Origin of the sequence: uncultured Tateyamaria sp. (assembly GCF_947488715.1) — a bacterium.
In the GTDB taxonomy this organism is placed as follows: Bacteria; Pseudomonadota; Alphaproteobacteria; order Rhodobacterales; family Rhodobacteraceae; genus Tateyamaria.
Genome location: NZ_CANLAG010000001.1, coordinates 482,720 through 498,071, shown reverse-complemented (window position 1 = coordinate 498,071; position 15,352 = coordinate 482,720). Strand labels below are relative to the sequence as shown.

Below are 15,352 nucleotides of genomic sequence, written 5' to 3'. Positions count from 1 at the left end.
ACGGCAGCCATACAAATACGCATGGATAGAGGATTCGATTGGAACCACATGCGGGCTTTTCTGGCCACTGTCGATGCCGGGTCCTTGTCTGCGGCGGCGCGGCAATTGGGTTTGACCCAACCCACCGTTGGACGGCAAATCACGGCTCTCGAACAGGAATTGAAACTCGCCCTCTTTGAACGCACCGGGCGTGCCCTGCAACTGACGGACGCGGGGGCGGATCTGTTGGCACAGGCGCGCAGCATGTCCGATGCCGCCGCCCGGATTTCGCTGATGGCGCAGGGGCGCACACAGGCATTGGACGGCACCATTCGCGTGACCGCCTCCGACATGATGAGCGCCTATGTGCTGCCTGCCACCCTGATGCAGTTGCGCAGCGTCGCACCCCGGCTGCGCGTCGACGTGATTGCGGCGAATGACATCCGGGACATCCTCAAACGCGAGGCTGACATCGCCATTCGTCACGTCCGTCCAACCGATCCCGATCTGATTGCCCGACGGATCAGCGACGCCTCTGCCCACCTCTATGCATCGAAATCCTATGTGGCCGCACATGGGATGCCACAAGCCATTGCGGACCTTTCGGACCATGACTTTATCAGCATGGGCAATGACGACGCCTTTGTCGCTGCGATGGAGGAACGCGGGCTGCCCGTGGGTCACGACAACCTGCGCGCCGGGTCTACCAGCGGCATCACGATCTGGGAGATGCTGCGGCGTGGCTTTGGCATCTTTCCGATGTCAGACCACATTGCGGCACAATTCGACGACGTGGTGCGCCTGCTGGATGGTGTGACCGACCTGCGTTTCCCGGTGTGGCTGGTCACACATCGTGACCTGCACAACAGCAAACGGATCAGGTTGGTCTTTGACCTGCTGGCCGACGTGCTCGCCGACCAATAGGCGCGACCAGCCCTTATCCGCGCAGGGTGCCGCCGGTGGCTTTGGTCACCTTTTCCACGACCTTTTGTGCCACAGCTTCGATGTCCGCGTCCTTGAGCGTCACGTCACGCGGTTGCAGGCGCACGGTGATGGCCAGGGATTTCTTGCCCTCACCCAGGCTGCCGCCAATGAATTCGTCAAACACGCGCACATCGTCGATCAGCGCCTTGTCGGCCCCCGCAGCGGCGTTGACCAACGTCAAAGCCTCGACATCGGCATCGACCACAAAGGCAAAGTCGCGCTCGACCGATTGCAAGTCACTGATATCGAGCGCCTGACGGGTTGCGCCCGTCTTGCGTGGCATCGGAATTTCGGCAGGCCAGAGCGTAAAGGCCATGGCTGGCCCCTTGATGTCCATCGCCTCGAGAACGCGCGGATGCAGTTCACCAAATACGCCAAGCACCTTTTTCGGACCCAGACAGATTCTACCGTGGCGACCCGGGTGCCACCACTCCTGCGCACCGCGCATGATCTGCACCTTTGCCGGTGCGCCCATGGCGTTCAGCACAGCCTCGGCGTCGGCCTTGACGTCATAGACATCGACGGGTCGGGATGCGCCGTGCACGTCCTTGGGCCCTGTTCGGCCAACCAAAAGGCCGGACACCAAAAGATGCTGTTCACCCGGTTCACCACCGTGAAAGGCCGGACCGACCTCGAACAAGGCAAGGTCCATGAAACCCCGCGCCTGGTTGCGCGCAGCCGCTTGCAGCAAACCCGGCAGCAACGCAGGGCGCATATGGCTCATATCGCTGGAAATGGGGTTCTCAAGACGGGTCGTGTCATCGCCGCCGCCGAACAACACGGCCGAAGCCTGATCGATAAAGCTGTAGGTGACGCATTCGTTGTAGCCCAGCGCGGCCGCGGTGCGGCGGGCAATCTGTTCGCGACGCTGGATCGGGGTCATCACGGGCTTTGGCACACCTGTGGTCAAGCGCGGCAACGGACGGCCTTGGAGTTTGGTCAGGGATGCAACACGCGCCACTTCTTCGACGAGGTCGGCCTCGCCCATCACATCGGGACGCCAGCTGGGGACATGGGCCATATCGCCCTCGAGCCGGAAACCAAGTGCTGTCAGTGTCTGGCGCTGTTCGCTTTCTGGAATGTCCATACCAACAAGGCTTTGCACCCGCGCCGCGTCCAGCCGGTAGGCGCGGCTTGTGTCAGGGACGGCCCCCGCACTGATCATGTTGGAGGCTGTGCCGCCAGCGTGTTCGAGGATCATGGCGCAAGCATGGTCCAGCCCCACAGGCGTAAAGGACGGGTCAACGCCACGTTCAAAGCGATAGCGCGCGTCCGAGTTGATCTTGAGCGCGCGGCCCGCATAAGCGATCTGGACCGGGTCCCAATAGGCGCTTTCCACAAAGACATTCACGGTCTCTTCGGTACAGCCTGTTTCCGCGCCACCCATGATGCCCGCGATGCTTTCAGCACCGTTTTCATCGGAAATGACCATCTGACCGGGTTGAAGGGTATAGTTCTTTTCGTCCAGCGCTATGATCTCTTCGCCGCCTGTTGCACGGTGCACCCGCAGATTGCCCGCAACCTTGTCCGCATCAAAGACGTGCAGGGGGCGGTTTTGGTCATAGGTAAAGTAGTTGGTCACATCCACGAGGAACGAGATCGGGCGAAGGCCAATGGCGCGCAGACGATCCTGAAGCCACGCGGGGCTTGGTCCGTTCTGAACACCGCGGATCAGGCGACCGAAAAAGACGGGGCAGCCATCCAACGTATCCTCATCAATGCTGACGGAGATGTCAGACACGAACGCGCCCTCGACATCGGGTGCCGGGCAAAGCCGCATCGAACCGAGACCGCGTGCGGCGAGGTCGCGTGCAATGCCGCGCACGCCAAGCGCATCAGGGCGGTTGGGCGTGATCGCGATTTCGATCACCGGGTCGACCTTGGCCGGATCATTTGCAGCCAACCAATCGACGAAACGTTCACCCACCTCACCACTCGGCAATTCGATGATGCCGTCATGCTCGTCAGACAGCTCCATCTCGCGCTCGGAGGCCATCATGCCAAAGCTCTCGATGCCCCGGATCTTGCCCACGCCGATGGTGGTGTCGATGCCGGGCACGTAGACGCCCGGTTTTGCGACCACAACGGTGATACCTTCGCGGGCATTGGGCGCGCCGCAAATGATCTGTTTGGTGCCCTCATCGGTCGCCACCTGACACACGCGCAGGCGGTCGGCATCGGGGTGTTTTTCCGCACTCAGGACATGGCCGATTGTAAAGTCAGCCAGCTTTGCCCCACGGTCTTCGACGCCTTCAACTTCGAGGCCGAGATCGGTCAGAGCATAGGTGATCTCGTCCACCGTGGCGGTGGTGTCGAGGTGCTGCTTGAGCCAGCTGAGCGTGAATTTCATCGGGTGTGTCCCTTGCCTTGGCGGTTGCGTCTGCAATGGCAAAGTTCGCGCCGAGGTGCAAGCCGCGCGGGGCTTGCAAGCGCTGTCAGGGGTAGGTCGGGCGGCGGTCCAGCAATTCGTCGAGTTGCCGACCGATCCAGCCGTGCGGGATGAAATGCCCGCCCGAATGAATGTCGAGCGTCACTTTGGTTCCCTCCGCGCAATCACCCCATTCCGTGCGTGTCAGCGTCAGGAAATCCACCACGGACCAGTCGCGTGTATCCGTCACCACGTCAGTGCAACCAAGGTGATCGCGCCACAGCGAAACGGGATACTCCGTCTCGCCCTGCGGGCCGTAAGGAAAGTCCAGCACGTTGTCCTTGAGGCCATGCACGTGGCGCGCCTCTTGTGGGAACTGGGCGCAATCTTCGGATTGGCTGATCGTGCCTGAAATGCCCAGGAGCGCGCGCACGTTCATCTCTTGGCCGCGGTCGCAGGCAACACGCCATGCCATGATCGATCCGTAGGAGTACCCCGACAGAAAGATGTTATCGGGATCGATAGGATAGCGCGCCATCACGTCCGCCAGAACGTCCACCGCGAACTGCACATCGTCGGTTTCCGGGTACCACATGTCCCATGTCTTGCGGATGCCGTTGGGCGCGATCAACAACACACCCCGGCGACGCGTGGCGCCGGAAATTCGCTGGTGCTGGACAGGCAGTGCGCCCGTACGCTGCCACCCGTGGAAGTGGATCAGAACCGGCATCGGGCTGGTCCCGTCCCAGTCGTCCGGTTCCTTGACGTGATAGGACCGGTCATCCAGCACACAGGGGACATCAAGGTGGCAGGTGTCACGCTGCCATGGCCCCATGGCGGCGGCAGGCAGCGCCCAGCAAAGGGCGATCAGGCAAAACAGAAATCTCATGCGCCGCACGCTACGCATCTGCGGTCCGGTGTCACGTCACATTGTCGTGGTCGTCGCGGTTGCGCCGCTGGATCGCCTCCAACCAGCGGTCGATCAACAGGATCGGCGCCAGAACGATGGTCCAACCCGCGACGTTGAGGACGGTGAACGTGACCTTGAGATGTACGGGCATGTCCGACCGCCACAGGAATATGTGGGCAATGCCGATCACGGCGATCATCGCAAGAACAAGCCAAAGACGCATGTGGGGGAACATAGCGTGCAATGGATGGCGTGCAATGAATGCTCACCCTGCGTAGGGTGGGCGGTCTCCGCGCACCTGTGCCAAACATCGCCTACCGGCTCAGCCCGCCGTGCAAGGTCGGCACGTCCAGCGCCGCAAAGCCGTAGTGGCGCAGCCACCGCAAGTCACTGTCAAAGAACGCGCGCAAATCCGGGATGCCGTATTTCAGCATCGCAATCCGGTCGATCCCCATGCCAAAGGCAAAGCCCTGCCATTCGTTCGGGTCGATGCCTCCGGCCTGCAGGACCTTAGGGTGCACCATGCCGGAGCCGAGGATTTCGAGCCAGTCGTCGCCCTCACCAACCTTGAGTGTACCGCCCTCCCAAGAACAGCGGATATCAACCTCGGCCGATGGTTCAGTGAAGGGGAAGTGCGAGGCGCGGAAGCGCAGATCAACACCGTCCACCTCGAAATAGGACTTCACGAACTCTTCCAGCACCCATTTCAGGTTGGCCATCGAAATGTCCTTGTCGATGGCAAGGCCTTCGACCTGGTGGAACATCGGCGTGTGGGTCTGGTCATAGTCTGCGCGGTAGACACCACCGGGGCAGATGATGCGGGTCGGCGCGCCAGAGGCTTCCATCGACCGGATCTGTACCGGCGACGTGTGTGTGCGCAACACGTGCGGCGGGCGGTTGTCGCCCTCGGCGCGGTGCATATAAAACGTGTCCATCTCGGCCCGTGCAGGGTGGTGACCGGGGATGTTCAACGCATCAAAGTTGTACCAATCGGTGTCGATGCGCGGCCCCTCGGCAACGCTGAACCCCATCTCGGCAAAGATCGCGGTGACCTCTTCGCTGACCTGACTGATCGGGTGGATTGTGCCCTGCCGCTGTGGCCGGGTGGGCAGCGTCACATCAAGCCATTCGCTGCGCAGCCGTTCATCCAGTGCGGCATCCGCCAGCGCAGCCTTTTTCGCGGCCAGCGCGCTGTTGATCTCGTCCTTGAGCGCGTTGAGCGCCGGTCCTGCCACCTGGCGTTCTTCGGGCGTCATCTTGCCCAGCTCGCGCATCTTGAGGGCAACCTCACCCTTTTTGCCGACGGCGGTGATGCGGATGTCTTCCAGCGTAGCCTCGTCACCGGCCTCTGCGATCAGGGTCAGATATTTGGATTTGAGATCGTCCATGGCACCGCTGTTCCCACGTGGTTTCAGAGCGATCTAACGCTGCGCGCAGCACAGTGCAACCGGGCTTGGGTCGCCCATGGCCGCGCCCGACGTCACAGTTTCGCCCCAACGCCGTCGAATGCGGGTCAAACACGCATGTTTCAACCCATGCGCGTAAGGAGTATCGACCATGCAGTACCTCGCCCGCCAATATGAAATCCTGTTTCCGCGCCTGCCCTATCTGGTGCGGCTGGCGTTGAACCTGATGTTGCTGCCCATCATATTGGTCTGGGCCATGCCCCGCGCACTCTGGCGGTTGAGCAAAGCACACAGCCCCATCGGTGACGCAGGCATCCCGGTACCGGAGGTCGAGGACGGGCAATTTGAGCTGGACACGAAAACACGCGACGAAATCGCCCATGAACCCGCCGCCATGTTTCGTATGCGTGGCTTGGCTGGCACAGAAAAGTGGCCCGCATTCCTGACCCAGATGGCGCGATGGGACGCGGTGAATACGTCGGTCGAAGGGCAACCGCTCACCTATGTCGGCACGCGTGCTGCGCGGTGGGCGCAGTTGACGTTCCTCGAGGAAAACGACGACTGCTATGGTATGGTGGCATCAGAGCTGCCGCTTGCTTCCATTGAAAAGCTCGAAATGGCCTTTGCCGAACATCACCGTGATCCCCGTCTGGCCGCGATGCTGGCACGTGCGCACGAGGAGATGGCCTGGGCGCGGCGCGGTGGTGACTATGCCGACGCGGTGACGTCGGACGGATGGCACGGATTTGAGATGCATCTGGAACGCGCCAACGAAGTGTTGGCCGACTTTGACGTCCAGAAGGAGACGTCCTTTCTGCTGGCCTCGGTCACGCACACGGTCGCATTGTCATCGGAATGGGAGGACGCGGCCTGCGACGCCGTGTTCCAGCGCTGTCTCGCCCTGAACCCGCGGTGCTGGGTGACGATGCGCGAGCGCGCCTTTCACCTGCTGCCACGATGGGGCGGCGATTATGAGCGTTTGGAGATTGCGGCCCGGCAGGCCATGGCCGACACCTCCGAACTTGGGGCGGCGGCCTATGCCGCGTTCTACCTCGGGGTTCTGGATCGCGACGAGGGCACAATGTTTTACTGCGATCCCGCCCTGTTTGCCGAAGGGCTGGCCGACATGGCCACGGCAGAGCAGGATGATCAAGTGTTCGTCAATGGGTTGATCGAAGCCGTGATCGAGATCGTCACCCCCACAGCAAGCCTTTTCGGTGGTGGTGGCGATGTGGACATCAACGAACGCCGCGCTGCGTTCGGAAACGCCGCGGACGCGCTGTTGAAAGACCACTTTCACTGCCATGTCACAGATGTCTGGACCAGCGCGCCGCAAGAGGTCTGGAACATCGTGGCCACCGCCTATGCCGCGGAACTGGAGGCGGGATGCACAATCCGCCTGACCCATGCGGGCGGCGCGCAGATCACGCAACCTACCCCGGAATGAAAAAACCCCGGCACGAGGCCGGGGTTTTCAAAACTCAGAACTGAGGCGCCGATCAGGCGGTCAGCTGTGCCTTGGCTTGATCCACGATCGCGGCAAATGCCTCGGGCTCGTTCACGGCCAGGTCGGCAAGAACCTTGCGGTCGACTTCGATGCCGGCCAGGTTCAGACCATTGATAAAGCGGCTGTATGTCAGCGCCTCGTCATGGGCACGCACGGCGGCGTTGATCCGCTGGATCCACAGCGCGCGGAAGTTGCGCTTGCGGTTATGACGGTCACGCGTGGCGTATTGGTTGGCCTTGTCGACCGCCTGGCGGGCGACCTTGAAGGTGCTCTTGCGGCGGCCATAGTAACCTTTGGCGGCCTTGATGACCTTCTTGTGACGGGCGTGGGCGACTGTTCCACCTTTGGTACGGGACATATCAGATACCTCCTATCAGCGGTCGTAGGGCATGAAGCCCTTGACGATTTTGGCGTCGGGGGCCGACAGGGTCGTGGTGCCACGGGCGTCACGAATGAACTTGCGGGTGCGTTTGATCATGCCGTGGCGTTTGCCGGCTTGACCTGCCATGACCTTACCGGTCGCGGTCACCTTAAAGCGCTTTTTGGCGCTCGATTTCGTCTTCATCTTGGGCATTTCCGTCTCCATCGTTTGAGTTCGGTAGATGCGCGACTCGGCATGCCACTTGGGCCGGACGCGCGGAACGAGTTGGGCGTATAGGAGGTCGCCCGACCTATGGCAAGAGCAATTGCGTGCCAGCGCCTTCAGATAAAGCGGGCGATGACCCGGACAAAAACATCCGGTATTTCCTGAAGGGAGTAGCCGCCCGGTTGGGTCTGGACAGCAAGCAGGATCAGACCACCCGCAATCAGGATGGTGATCGCAGAGGCACGTGGCGCGCGGCGATCAGACAGGGCGGACAAAACGGATGGGATAGAAAACCCGGCAATCAATATGCCGAGCACCAGATACATATCGGGGCTCATAACAGACCTTAACCTTAATCGGGGAAAGGTTACTCCGGATCTGTCGAGTAAATCAAACGTTCATCACAAGGGGCCACGCGCAGGATGTTTGTCGTGCCTGTCACGTTGAAGGGCACACCCGCCGTGACGACGATCTGATCGTCGGCTGTGGCAAAGCCTTCTTCGCGGGCGGCTTTGGCAGCGCCCACCACCGCGCCTTTGAACCGGTCCATAACGCCGGTGATGGCACAGTTACAGCCCCAGCTCAGCGCCAAGCGCCGGGCCGTACCGACCAGTGGGGTCAGTGCGATGATCGGCACGCGAGGCCGTTCGCGGGCCACCAACAGTGCGGTTGTCCCGCTTTGGGTAAAGCAGCAAATCGCCTTGATGTCCGCGGTTTCCGCAATCTCGCGGGCGGCGGCCACGATGCCATCCGCAACGGACCCACGGACCGGGTTCCGGCTGGCTTCGATGATCTGGGTATAGGTCGGGTCCTGTTCGACCTCTGCCGCCACACGGTCCATCGTCGTCACGGCATCAATCGGATAGCTGCCCGCAGCACTTTCGGCGCTCAGCATGACGGCATCGGCACCTTCATAGATCGCCGTCGCCACATCGCTGACCTCGGCGCGGGTCGGCATCGGGCTTTCAATCATGCTTTCCAGCATCTGCGTGGCGACGATCACCGGCTTGGCGGCATGACGGCACTTGCGCACCAGACGTTTCTGAATAGGCGGCACATTCTGGACGGGCAATTCCACACCAAGATCGCCGCGCGCGACCATGATGCCGTCGCTCACAGCCAGAATGTCGTCAAACCGCTCAACCGCGTTGGGCTTTTCAATCTTGGACAGAACGGCAGCGCGCCCCTTGATCAGGTCACGCGCCTCTTGCACATCCGCGGGGCGCTGGACAAAGGAAAGCGCCATCCAGTCAACGCCCAACTCGGCCACAAATTCGAGGTCGGCCCGGTCTTTCTCGGAAAGCGCGGCCAGGGGCAGTTCAACATCCGGGACGTTGACGCCCTTGCGGTTGGAAATCACACCGCCAGTCACCACGACGCAGTCGGCAAAGTCCGGACCGCAGTCTTCGACCTTGAGCCGGATCTTGCCATCGTTGACCAGCAATGTCTTGCCCGGTTCGAGGGCTGCAAAAATTTCAGGGTGTGGCAGGCACACGCGGCTGCTGTCGCCATCTGCGGTGTCGAGGTCGAGGCGGAACTTGGCGCCTTCGTCCAGCATCTCGCTGTCACCGGCAAACACACCCACGCGCAGTTTGGGGCCTTGCAAGTCGGCAAGGATGCCGATGGTCGATCCGGTGTCTTCCTCGATCTTGCGAATGATCGCGTGCTTTTCCGCAATCTCGGCATGGCTGCCGTGCGACATGTTCAACCGAAACACATCCGCGCCTGCCTCATGCAGGGAGCGGATCATGTCGTATGTGTCGGATGCGGGGCCCAGCGTTGCCACGATTTTCACGTTTCGCATACGTCTCATAGTGGCAGGCCTCTCTAATGATATCGCTAACGGGGGCCTTATTGCCCAATTCACTTCCCATGGCAACTGGCCTAAACCTGCGACACATTTGGTGAAGGTTACATGACACACATCCCCTATTTCATCGACGGCGCAGATCGAAACGGCCCGTGGGTCATTACCTGTGATCATGCCACGAACCTTGTGCCGCCCCATGTCAATGGCGGCACGCTTGGCCTACCGGACGCGGAAATGGAGCGCCACATCGCCATAGATATTGGCGCGCTTGGTGTCGCGCGGGCGTTGGGTGTGTTGCTGAATGCGCCAGTTGTCAGTGCCAATTTTTCACGTCTCGTGATTGACCCGAACCGGGGTGCCGACGATCCCACCCTGATCCCCCAGCTGTATGACGGGACAATCATCCCCGGCAATCGCATCCTGCCGGACGAAGAGCGACAACGCCGGATCGACACCCTTTATGCGCCTTATCACAGTGCCATCGCGCACACCGCCGCCGGGCGTGAGGTATGCTTCCTCGCCATGCACAGCTTTACCCCGCAGCTTGTTGGCCGCCCGCCGCGACCCTGGGAGATTGGCGTGCTCTCTGCGCAAGACCGGCGTATTGCCGATCCGTTGATCCAACGCCTGACCGCGGATTTGACCACACCTGTGGGTGACAACGCGCCCTATGCGGGATTTTTCCCCGGCGATGCGATGAGCCAGCATGCCCATATTCCCGGTCGCCCGAATGTCATCCTGGAGCTACGCCAGGATTTGATCACACAGGCGGAAGGCCAACAGGAATGGGCGGCGCGTCTGGCCCCGCATCTTGACGCCGCGCGCTTGCAAGCCAATCTGTGATCTCTCACGCCCCGCCAGATCGCACACAAAAGGACCGACCAAATGGATGACCAAACCCAGCTCGAACTCGAGGCCGCCGCATTCCGTCGCCTGCGCCAACACCTGATGCAGGACCGGACAGATGTGCAGAACATCGACATGATGAACCTGGCTGGGTTCTGCCGGAACTGCCTGTCGCGCTGGTATCAGGAGGCCGCGAACAAGCGCGGCATCGATATGACCAAGGATGCCGCGCGCGAGACGTTCTATGGCATGACGATGGATGACTGGAAGGCGGACTACCAAACAGACGCAAGCGCCGCCCAGCAAGAGACCTTCAAGGATGCCTTTGCCCAGAATGTCGGGGACAAGTCGTGACATACCGCGTTGGTCAGCGCGCCGTTGACGCCCCCGAGCCCACTGCATTCACACCGGACCCGTTCAAACGGGCCAAAGCGCCCGATCCGCTGCAGTTCGAGGTGAACCTTGTGGCCGAGGCCGGAAACATGCAGCACAAGACCGGATCGGTGTCCGTGAACATCCCCGGCTTTTCACCGCTCACGCTTTATTGTGACGAACAACCCCCGGTGGGCGAAGATCAGGCACCGCCCCCGCTGGCCTATTTCTGCGCAGGCATCGGGTTCTGCCTGATGACGCACCTCACCGACATCTACACTGCGCGCAAGATCGAAATCACGTCTCTGCGGCTGGAACAACGGGTGCGTTTTGCCACCAACCTCGGGCATATGCGCGACTTGGGGCACACGACCGACGGCAGGACGGAGCTTGTCGAAACACATGTTCTGATCGAAAGCCCCGAACCCCGTGACCGGATCGAGGCATTGCTGGCGGAGGCCGAAGGAGCCTGCATGGCGCATTTTGCGCTGCGCAATCCGATCCCCTGGACCACACGGCTGGTCCACAATGGCGACACTGCGCTCAGCCACTCCGGCAACGGCGCCTGACCAAACGGGCGGAGCAATGCTCCGCCCGACGGCATATCATTCGTTGATATCGCGGTCCCAGTGTTTGACCTGTCCGCGCCGAACGCCGATGATGTTGCGCAGGGCAATGGCCGCGACCACGGACGACACTGCAAACAGCAAGAGCAGCATGGGCAACCCGGCGCCGACCCAGCCCAGCAGGCCAAAGCCAAGTGCGACCCCAACCACGGCGGCACCAACGGCCAGACCAAGAAAGACAAAGGCAGGGATGAACACTTCGATCAACGCCAGCGTCAATGCGGCAACGATCCATACCCACCAGACTGACCAGAGATCCGTCATCATTTCTTCCTCCCCGCCAACATCCCAAAGGCTTCACCGAAAGCGTCCATTGCACTGGCTGGCAGAATGACGGTCTGCTGACCATCACCCGACGCCATGGCCGACACGGCATCCACCTGTTTCAAAGCGACCTGATACTGCGCCGCTTCGATCCCGTGGGTCGCAATCGCCTCGGCCACAACCTGCGTGGCATAAGCCTCGGCCTCCGCCTCAACACGGCGCGCCTTGGCGGCTTGTTCGGCTGCATACAGCTCTGCGTCCGCGTTCAACTCGGTCGCGCGTTTGCTACCTTCGGCTTCGGTCACCGCGGCGCGACGCGCGCGTTCGGCATTCAGCTGCTGCAGCATCGCCTCGCGGGTTGCAGTGTCCAGGTTCACGTCCAGAATTTCGGCGCGCGTCACTTCGATACCCCAATCGTTCACGGCCTCTTCGACCAGGTGTTTGATCTGGTTGATCAGTTGCGAGCGGTTCGATTGGACCTCATCCAACTCCATCTTGCCGATCTCGGCGCGCACGATCCCGGCCACAGTGGTCTGGACCGCACCGTCCACGTCGCGGATCCGGTACACAGTGCGCTCAGGTTCCGTCACCCGGTAAAAGATGCTGGTTTCAACCTGTACCAGCACGTTGTCCGACGTGATTGCATCCTGGCTGGCATTCGGCAACTGACGTTCCAGCACTGACACCTTGTGACGCACAACGTCCAGAAACGGCACGATAAAGTTGATGCCCGGCCCGAGCACCGAGTGCAAACGGCCAAATCGTTCAACCACGTATTGCTCGGATTGCGGCACGATGCGAACGCCCAGAAACAGACAGACAAGCAGGAACACGGCACCCAAGATCAAGATCAGGTTCTCGCTCAGCAGGCTCAGTATAAGCTCTTCATTCATTTAATTTGCCCCTCGATGTTAATATAGTTCACATTCTGAGATGGGAATAAAAAGCCCGCTTTTCAAGAGGTAATTGAAAAGCGGGCTTTGAAGTGGTCGATCAGACTGCCGCTTTGCGGCTCTCGTCAAGGTAGATTTCACGCAAACGCGGCGCGACACGACCGGGTGTGCCATCGCCCAGCGTCTGACCATCGATTTCGACAACCGGCATCACAAAAGTCGACGCCGAAGTGATGAACGCCTCGTCGGCCTCTCGGGCCTCGTCGATGGTAAAGTTGCGTTCCTCAACCTCCATTTGCGCCTCTTGGGCAAACCGCAGCACAGCCGCGCGGGTGATGCCGTGCAGGATATCCTTGGATTTTGCGCGGGTGATGATCTTGTTGCCTTTGACAATGTAGGCGTTGTTTGACGTCCCTTCGGTGACAAACCCGTCCTGGATCATCCAGGCGTCATCGGCCCCGGCCTTTTTGGCCATCATCTTGCCCATCGACGGGTACAACAATTGCACCGTCTTGATGTCACGACGGCCCCAGCGGATGTCTTCGATGCTGATGACCTTCATCCCCTTTTTGGCGGCGGGGTTATCTGCCAGTCCGGGCTTGTTCTGTGTGAACAGAACGATGGTCTGGGGCGTCGTCTCGGGATCGGGAAAGGCGAAATCCCGATCATCCGGCGCACCCCGTGTGATCTGGAGATAGATCATCCCTTCTTCGATCCCGTTCAGACGCACCAGTTCGCGGTGCACTTCAAGCAGGTCTTCCTTGGAAATCGGAGATGCCATGTCGAGTTCGTCCAGCGAACGCTGAAGCCGCACGGCGTGGCCGTCGAAATCAATCAGCTTGCCGTCCAGAACCGATGTCACCTCGTACACCCCGTCCGCCATCAGGAACCCACGGTCAAAGATCGACACCTTGGCCTCGTTCTCGGGCAAGTAGTCGCCATTTACATAAACAGTGCGCATGTCTCTTATCCTTCTTGTCCGGGCCGCGCCCGTTTACCGTGCAGTGGCGAATCGAGCGTCGCCTGCGATCAATTGCATTTTCTGTCGCGCATTGGGTTTGTTGCCCCACGCCATTGTCACTGCGCCGTCCGTCGCATCATGCAGGATCAGGCACACGGTGCCACGGGGTTTGCCCGTCGACGCCCAATACCCGTCAAACATGCACACAAGCCCTTCGGATGTGACGGTCCAGCTGTCAAAATATGTTTTGAGCAGCCCACCGCTGCCCATAGCAATCTGTTCCGCATAGACATCTTCAAAGACCACAGCGAAGCCTTTGGCCTTGAGTGACATGATGCTGCGGTTTTCCAGAGCTTTGCGCAGCGCCTTGTCCTCGCGCAGCCCCGCTGGAGACGAGAGCGCCGTTTGGTGTTGCGCTGCGGCGGCAGGGACATTGCCCGCAAAGTCGAAATCGACCCGACCGAACAGCGCGGCCGCCTGACGGCCGTTTACAGGTCTGTAAACCTTGGACACCTTGCGCGTCTCAACGACCTCAGGGACCATACGTTTGCCTGCCAGTTCGAACAGAAAACAGTCACGCTTGCCCGGTCGCAGTTCGGACTGACAAAAGTTGACCGCCCGTGCGCCAGCATTTTCCGCACTGTCGTAGCCCCAGGACCGGCCCCATGCACCGTCCGGCGAAATCGCAAATGCGGTCACATCAGGCTCGCCGGACAACTCGGCCAGCGCCTTGGCCTGTTTCTTGGTCAGCACAACGGTCCACGGCTGCTGCGCCATCGCCGCTCCGGACGCCAGTGTCAGGATAAGGCCCAAAAACAGTCCAAACCAATTTGGCATTTGCGCCCCCTTATCGTTCAATCAGCCCCACAGCGCCGCCTTGGGCGGATGCACACCGGCATCATCAAATGTCAGCGGGGTGTCCCTGTCTTCGGCCAACAGCAATGGGCCGTCAAGGTCCACGATCGACGCCCCTTGCGCCAACAGGGTCGCAGGCGCCATCGCGAGGGACGATCCAACCATGCACCCGATCATGATGCCGTAGCCCTGAGCGAGCGCTTCGGCCCGCAGCGCCAGGGCCTCTGTCAGCCCACCGGCCTTGTCCAGCTTGATGTTGATGAGGTCGTATTTGCCCTTCAGATGGGGCAGGCTCGCCCGATCATGGCAGCTTTCGTCGGCACAGACCGGCACAGGCCGTTCCATCCCCAACAACGCGTCGTCCTGATCAGCGGGCAGGGGTTGTTCCACCAGATCAACGCCCAAACGCACCAGATGGGGTGCAAGGTCGGCATAGACTTCGGCGGACCACCCCTCGTTGGCGTCCACGATGATCCGCGACTTTGGTGCACCGGCACGCACCGCCTCCAGACGCGGCATGTCATCGGGCGTGCCCAGTTTGATCTTGAGCAGCGGGCGGTGCGCATGTGTGACCGCTTGCGCCTGCATCGCCTCTGGCGTGTCCAGCGACAGCGTATAGGCCGTGATCTCGGGGCCCGGCACGGGCAACCCGGCCATGTCCCACATACGTTTCCCGGCCTGCTTGGCCTCAAGGTCCCACAATGCACAATCGACAGCATTCCGTGCGGCCCCTGCGGGCAGCAAGTCGTAGAGCGCCTCGCGCGATACAGTCTCCGGCAAACCCGCGATTTCAGCCATGACGCTGTCCAACGTTTCGTCATAGCGGGTGTAGGGCACACACTCGCCCCAACCGTTTGCATCGCCATCCGAGATGCGCACAGTCAGCACATTCGCTTCTGTCCGAGACCCACGGGAAATGGTGAAAACCTGCGCCAATTTGAACGCGTCTCGGGTCACTTCGATGCGCATATCCCGCCCTCGCCTT

The 15,352-nt window shown here is 60.8% G+C and carries 18 protein-coding genes; 5 read left to right on the top strand and 13 right to left on the bottom strand.

The window, feature by feature from the left end:
- Nucleotides 1-21: 21 nt before the first annotated feature.
- The gene (locus tag Q0936_RS02470; protein WP_299297517.1) at nt 22-903 is read left to right on the top strand and encodes a LysR family transcriptional regulator; all 882 of its coding nucleotides are present in this window, start codon (nt 22-24) and stop codon (nt 901-903) included.
- 13 nt (nt 904-916) lie between these two features.
- Here the strand turns inward: Q0936_RS02470 and pheT are convergent, their stop codons facing one another.
- From pheT to pheS, 4 genes are all read right to left on the bottom strand, one after another.
- Nucleotides 917-3,313 (bottom strand): phenylalanine--tRNA ligase subunit beta, encoded by a 2,397-nt coding sequence (gene pheT, locus Q0936_RS02465; RefSeq protein WP_299297516.1) that lies wholly within the window; start codon nt 3,311-3,313, stop codon nt 917-919.
- An 85-nt stretch (nt 3,314-3,398) separates the two neighbouring features.
- The gene (locus Q0936_RS02460; protein ID WP_299297515.1) at nt 3,399-4,220 is read right to left on the bottom strand and encodes a polyhydroxybutyrate depolymerase; all 822 of its coding nucleotides are present in this window, start codon (nt 4,218-4,220) and stop codon (nt 3,399-3,401) included.
- A gap of 31 nt (nt 4,221-4,251) precedes the next feature.
- Nucleotides 4,252-4,464 carry a phenylalanyl-tRNA synthetase subunit beta gene (locus Q0936_RS02455; protein ID WP_299297514.1) on the bottom strand — a complete coding sequence of 71 codons (213 nt, stop codon included), beginning with the start codon at nt 4,462-4,464 and terminating at the stop codon, nt 4,252-4,254.
- 91 nt (nt 4,465-4,555) lie between these two features.
- A complete protein-coding gene (gene pheS, locus Q0936_RS02450) occupies nt 4,556-5,629 on the bottom strand; it encodes a phenylalanine--tRNA ligase subunit alpha (protein WP_299297513.1) in 1,074 nt (357 codons plus the stop codon).
- 169 nt (nt 5,630-5,798) lie between these two features.
- On the opposite strand from pheS, the gene Q0936_RS02445 reads away from it, so the two are divergent.
- The gene (locus Q0936_RS02445) at nt 5,799-7,094 is read left to right on the top strand and encodes a hypothetical protein (protein WP_299297512.1); all 1,296 of its coding nucleotides are present in this window, start codon (nt 5,799-5,801) and stop codon (nt 7,092-7,094) included.
- A gap of 52 nt (nt 7,095-7,146) precedes the next feature.
- On the opposite strand, the gene rplT is transcribed toward Q0936_RS02445, so the two are convergent.
- The 4 genes from rplT to pyk form a co-directional block, all read right to left on the bottom strand.
- Nucleotides 7,147-7,512 (bottom strand): 50S ribosomal protein L20, encoded by a 366-nt coding sequence (gene rplT / locus Q0936_RS02440; protein ID WP_299138761.1) that lies wholly within the window; start codon nt 7,510-7,512, stop codon nt 7,147-7,149.
- A 15-nt stretch (nt 7,513-7,527) separates the two neighbouring features.
- Complete coding sequence (gene rpmI, locus Q0936_RS02435) at nt 7,528-7,728, bottom strand: 50S ribosomal protein L35 (protein ID WP_027263382.1); 201 nt, start codon at nt 7,726-7,728, stop codon at nt 7,528-7,530.
- Nucleotides 7,729-7,856: 128 nt separating this feature from the next.
- Nucleotides 7,857-8,078: a hypothetical protein gene (locus Q0936_RS02430; RefSeq protein WP_299297511.1), complete on the bottom strand. Its 222-nt coding sequence runs from the start codon at nt 8,076-8,078 to the stop codon at nt 7,857-7,859.
- Between the two features lie 29 nt (nt 8,079-8,107).
- A complete protein-coding gene (gene pyk / locus Q0936_RS02425) occupies nt 8,108-9,553 on the bottom strand; it encodes a pyruvate kinase (RefSeq protein ID WP_299297510.1) in 1,446 nt (481 codons plus the stop codon).
- 102 nt (nt 9,554-9,655) lie between these two features.
- On the opposite strand from pyk, the gene Q0936_RS02420 reads away from it, so the two are divergent.
- Genes Q0936_RS02420 through Q0936_RS02410 form a run of 3 tightly spaced genes read left to right on the top strand, consistent with a single transcriptional unit; the run spans nt 9,656 to nt 11,337 of the window.
- A complete protein-coding gene (locus Q0936_RS02420) occupies nt 9,656-10,393 on the top strand; it encodes an N-formylglutamate amidohydrolase (protein WP_299297509.1) in 738 nt (245 codons plus the stop codon).
- A gap of 42 nt (nt 10,394-10,435) precedes the next feature.
- Entirely contained in the window at nt 10,436-10,750 is a 315-nt protein-coding gene (locus tag Q0936_RS02415) for a DUF1244 domain-containing protein (protein WP_299297508.1), read from the top strand.
- Entirely contained in the window at nt 10,747-11,337 is a 591-nt protein-coding gene (locus Q0936_RS02410) for an OsmC family protein (RefSeq protein WP_299297507.1), read from the top strand. Before Q0936_RS02415 ends, Q0936_RS02410 begins: the two co-directional genes overlap by 4 nt.
- A gap of 36 nt (nt 11,338-11,373) precedes the next feature.
- On the opposite strand, the gene Q0936_RS02405 is transcribed toward Q0936_RS02410, so the two are convergent.
- The 5 genes from Q0936_RS02405 to dgcA all read right to left on the bottom strand — a co-directional run bounded on the left by Q0936_RS02405 (nt 11,374) and on the right by dgcA (nt 15,336).
- Entirely contained in the window at nt 11,374-11,658 is a 285-nt protein-coding gene (locus Q0936_RS02405) for a hypothetical protein (protein ID WP_299293818.1), read from the bottom strand.
- The gene (locus Q0936_RS02400; RefSeq protein WP_299293815.1) at nt 11,658-12,551 is read right to left on the bottom strand and encodes an SPFH domain-containing protein; all 894 of its coding nucleotides are present in this window, start codon (nt 12,549-12,551) and stop codon (nt 11,658-11,660) included. The genes Q0936_RS02405 and Q0936_RS02400 overlap by 1 nt, the downstream gene beginning before the upstream one ends.
- Nucleotides 12,552-12,651: 100 nt before the next feature.
- Entirely contained in the window at nt 12,652-13,512 is an 861-nt protein-coding gene (locus Q0936_RS02395; protein ID WP_299138779.1) for a D-amino-acid transaminase, read from the bottom strand.
- 33 nt (nt 13,513-13,545) lie between these two features.
- Nucleotides 13,546-14,349, bottom strand: a complete 804-nt coding sequence (locus Q0936_RS02390; RefSeq protein WP_299293812.1) for a hypothetical protein — start codon at nt 14,347-14,349, stop codon at nt 13,546-13,548.
- Between the two features lie 21 nt (nt 14,350-14,370).
- Nucleotides 14,371-15,336, bottom strand: a complete 966-nt coding sequence (dgcA, locus tag Q0936_RS02385) for an N-acetyl-D-Glu racemase DgcA (RefSeq protein WP_299293809.1) — start codon at nt 15,334-15,336, stop codon at nt 14,371-14,373.
- Between the last annotated feature and the right edge of the window lie 16 nt (nt 15,337-15,352).

Coding starts and splice junctions, on each gene's coding strand:
- Q0936_RS02470 (WP_299297517.1), top strand. CDS start 22: ATGGATAGAGGATTCGATTGGAACCACATGCGGGCTTTTCTGGCCACT.
- pheT (WP_299297516.1), bottom strand. CDS start 3,313: ATGAAATTCACGCTCAGCTGGCTCAAGCAGCACCTCGACACCACCGCC.
- Q0936_RS02460 (WP_299297515.1), bottom strand. CDS start 4,220: ATGAGATTTCTGTTTTGCCTGATCGCCCTTTGCTGGGCGCTGCCTGCC.
- Q0936_RS02455 (WP_299297514.1), bottom strand. CDS start 4,464: ATGCGTCTTTGGCTTGTTCTTGCGATGATCGCCGTGATCGGCATTGCC.
- pheS (WP_299297513.1), bottom strand. CDS start 5,629: ATGGACGATCTCAAATCCAAATATCTGACCCTGATCGCAGAGGCCGGT.
- Q0936_RS02445 (WP_299297512.1), top strand. CDS start 5,799: ATGCAGTACCTCGCCCGCCAATATGAAATCCTGTTTCCGCGCCTGCCC.
- rplT (WP_299138761.1), bottom strand. CDS start 7,512: ATGTCCCGTACCAAAGGTGGAACAGTCGCCCACGCCCGTCACAAGAAG.
- rpmI (WP_027263382.1), bottom strand. CDS start 7,728: ATGCCCAAGATGAAGACGAAATCGAGCGCCAAAAAGCGCTTTAAGGTG.
- Q0936_RS02430 (WP_299297511.1), bottom strand. CDS start 8,078: ATGAGCCCCGATATGTATCTGGTGCTCGGCATATTGATTGCCGGGTTT.
- pyk (WP_299297510.1), bottom strand. CDS start 9,553: ATGAGACGTATGCGAAACGTGAAAATCGTGGCAACGCTGGGCCCCGCA.
- Q0936_RS02420 (WP_299297509.1), top strand. CDS start 9,656: ATGACACACATCCCCTATTTCATCGACGGCGCAGATCGAAACGGCCCG.
- Q0936_RS02415 (WP_299297508.1), top strand. CDS start 10,436: ATGGATGACCAAACCCAGCTCGAACTCGAGGCCGCCGCATTCCGTCGC.
- Q0936_RS02405 (WP_299293818.1), bottom strand. CDS start 11,658: ATGACGGATCTCTGGTCAGTCTGGTGGGTATGGATCGTTGCCGCATTG.
- Q0936_RS02400 (WP_299293815.1), bottom strand. CDS start 12,551: ATGAATGAAGAGCTTATACTGAGCCTGCTGAGCGAGAACCTGATCTTG.
- Q0936_RS02395 (WP_299138779.1), bottom strand. CDS start 13,512: ATGCGCACTGTTTATGTAAATGGCGACTACTTGCCCGAGAACGAGGCC.
- Q0936_RS02390 (WP_299293812.1), bottom strand. CDS start 14,349: ATGCCAAATTGGTTTGGACTGTTTTTGGGCCTTATCCTGACACTGGCG.
- dgcA (WP_299293809.1), bottom strand. CDS start 15,336: ATGCGCATCGAAGTGACCCGAGACGCGTTCAAATTGGCGCAGGTTTTC.